The organism is Klebsiella sp. HMSC16A12, from assembly GCF_001808265.1.
GTDB classification, from domain to species: domain Bacteria; phylum Pseudomonadota; class Gammaproteobacteria; order Enterobacterales; family Enterobacteriaceae; genus Klebsiella; species Klebsiella pneumoniae.
In genome coordinates this window covers 1-3355 of sequence record NZ_KV792567.1, presented here as the reverse complement: position 1 = coordinate 3355, position 3355 = coordinate 1, and the positions used below count along the sequence as shown (strand labels likewise).

At 43.8% G+C, this 3355-nt stretch carries 1 protein-coding gene; it reads left to right on the top strand.

The genetic code is table 11. The features are described from left to right. The first annotated feature begins 1065 nt into the window (after positions 1-1065). Positions 1066-2163 carry a RepB family plasmid replication initiator protein gene (locus HMPREF3140_RS07570; RefSeq protein ID WP_049015454.1) on the top strand — a complete coding sequence of 366 codons (1098 nt, stop codon included), beginning with the start codon at positions 1066-1068 and terminating at the stop codon, positions 2161-2163. Positions 2164-3355: the final 1192 nt, after the last annotated feature.

Here is a 3355-nt window from a genome sequence, read left to right as displayed (position 1 = left end):
AGCAAAAGTTCGATTTATTCAACAAAGCCAAAGGAAAATCATTATAGCACTATCCAGTAATTCATAAGGAATTATGGCGTAGAGAATATCCGATGTTTACTGGCTTAAATTTCGCTGAAAAAAACTACGGCTGTTCAGTAGATACAGGTATCGGAATGCCCAGAACTTCCGTCATTCCGGCCCCGGTAGGGCAGTGGAACAGCGAAAGGTGATTGCCGTGCTTCGCCTGTCCAACCGGTGACAGCGAACGAAGAAATATCTATTCGTCCCCTATGGACGGTTCCGGTTAACGTCCTCAAAATGGTCAATGTCTCTAGGCTTTCAGGGATCCGCTTGGCCCGCTTATCCAACATTTCGCAGATCCTTTCCGGATCAAGCAGGATCTAACCTTTCAGCAAGCCAATCCGTCAGTCAATTAGCCCATCAGAAGCCCGTAAACGCTCTCTGGACACATTTATCAGAAAAAAGGTATCTACCTACGTAAAAATTTTACGATTAATCCTGTGGCGTTTGAGGGGCATTTTGTCCTGGAGGCGGTTATTTTCACAGTTCGCGGTTCCAAAATTCTACCACCAGCATTACTTGGCAGAGATACAACACCCATTGTCATATTTTTTATCATATTAATAAACAACAGTTTTTAAAGCAAAATGACAGCGCTCGTACGTTGTTTTTTCCGCTTGTTTGCCGTTGTTTATCCCGATCTGGAATCCAGCTTCGGGAGGTACAGGGGGCGAATACCCAGAAAGGAGCTATTTTGCTGGTTTTGTGAGCAATCTGGAGGGGCAAGACACTTATCACCGTTATCCACAGGGTATAACCAATAATAGATCCCAATATGATCCAAGATCTAACCCAAATAAAACCTAAAGGATCCCCGTTCCTTCATCCCATTGATTATATGAGAAAAATCGTAATTTTTTTACATCGTTCGTACGGGGTTTTGACGCCGTTCGTACGTGGTTTTGTCATTGCTAGGTTGAAATTAGTCATCGTTTGTATGTACTTTTAACATCATTGATATGATATTAGGTACACGTTCGTACGTTTGTACAAGGATAGCCTGTGAAGAAAGTAAACCAAGAAATATCTAACGATATCAGTAGGAAGAGTGATTTTTCTTTTGAAGTGACAGGACAAACAGGCAAAGTTACTCACTTCGCACCTGGGAACACAGGCACTGTTCAACCCGTTGCGCTGCTAAGACTAGGGGTATTTGTCCCGACTCCCCTGGCTACAGGCAAAACACATTCCATTGATAAAGTCGTGACTATGGACGTGTCAAACGAGCTCCAGCATATGGAGGTCGCTTCCAGTGAAGGGTACAAGGAGATCTCCCTGTCGAGCCCCCGGTTGGATATGAACACCGATTTTCGAGTCTGGCTGGGAATTGTCAGGACGATTCACGATTTTAACGATGTCTCAGTTTCGGGAAGAATAAAATTACCTTTCTCAATGTTCCTCAAAAACTGTGGATTTGACCCAGCACGATCGAATAAGCACATGAAAGCACGTATCGACGCCTCGATGGTTAAGCTAAGAATGGTGACCTTTCAGTTCAGAAACGAAGATTCCACGCTTATTACCGGCCTGATAAACTGGGCACGTTATAACATCAAAACCAATGAGATCGAGATAGAAGGTGACCCCCGCATCAAAGAGCTTTACGCGATTGATTATAAGGTTTTTTTGCGGCTTAAGGCACTGGACAGCTTACAACGAAAAGAGTCTGCACAGGCGTTGTATACATATCTGGCGAGCTTGCCTAAGAACCCGGCCCCAATCAGCATGAAGCGATTCCGAGACCGACTGCGGTTAACTTCCCGCGTCTCCGCTCAGAATGAAATTATACGTCGCTCACTTCATGAGCTACATGAGATAGGTTATCTGCAATACCATGAAGAGAAGGTCGGTAGAAACATCAAATTTCATATCCTAAAAAGAAGCCCATCTCTCGGTGCGAAAAAGGAACCTATTCTGGCACCCGCGCAAAATGCCCCGATCCTGGATGACTCGTTGCTGGAAAAACTGAAAATGATGAAAGCAGCTGGGTTTACCGGCGAAGAGATTGCTGCAGTTCTTGTTTCCATCGATAAGATGAAAAAGATAAACGGCACGAAAAATGATGAAGAGGCCGAAGACGCGGATTTTAGCGAGGAGTGAGACTGCCCGACTAACATTGGGAGACTTGGCTTTCTGAAACTACACGGGAAGCGCTTCCCTACCGTTCAGGGATACCATGAGACTCGTTCATTTCCTGATTGCCTTCCTTCGGACGCAAAAAACCCTGGGGCATTTCCCATCTAACTATCAAAACGTCATCGTTCGTACGTTCAAGGTCTCCGGATGCGTGTATCCGGACCTATTGTCATCGTTCGTACGTTAACGTACTTTGCTCGTCGAAAATACTCCCGACAAAAATGCATATGCCAGGAACGTTCTGGAACAAAACAGATTGTGTAAATTGATAATTAATTCATAAAAATCAATTGGATATATTGTCACGAACTACATATACACCTTACCTTCACTCATACTGTCTTCTAAAGACAGTTTCCGCTATCACTAGCGCAACGCAAAAAGTCATCGTTCGTACGTATGAGCGATGACAAAATCGATCAGAATCATTGTTCTACTGCACAGAAAATCTGATATCAGATGTGTGCGGAACTAGTCTCCGGCCTAAACCCTTAACATTCAGCGTTATTTAATTGGTATTGATACTCGTACGGCGGTACTCCCTTACTCAAAAGTAACTTTTCATACTTAACTTGCCCGATGCGTTGTCCTGTTTTGAAACTCACCAAAGTTTTCCAGACAGCGCGCTTTAGAGACTCAATCGCCCACCACTTAACTTGGACAAAAAGTTACTTTTGGCGATAAGCCCTGTCAGAGCAGCTGATCCCGTTTCGTCGTGCATCCGGACGAACATATAAATGAGAGATTGGACAGAGCAAGGCGTCGAAGGCCAAAATTGATCCGTCTCTCGTACGTCTGGCTTGTCCTGGCCTCAAGTGATCACTCAAGGCTTATCGCAATCAAAAGTAACTTTGTTAAACAACCTCACCAGCTTTTGCTTCGGAAATCCGTTGCTAATCACGGGTAAGACAATTTTACAGAGTCAGCGAATTATTTTTCGTAACTAAGGAATGTTTTTTCGGGAGGTAAACAAGAAAATGTCATTACATATCAGAGCTGTATAAATACACAGTTCTTGAATATGACCGTCGCCGTTTTTCTGAACGATTGGGGTAATAATAAATATCCTGGAACACGTTTTTTTCAGCGTAAAAGACATGGTTAAGCATTTAGCCCATTGAGTATGACCTGCTCCCCGTTGATTAGTACACCCCGA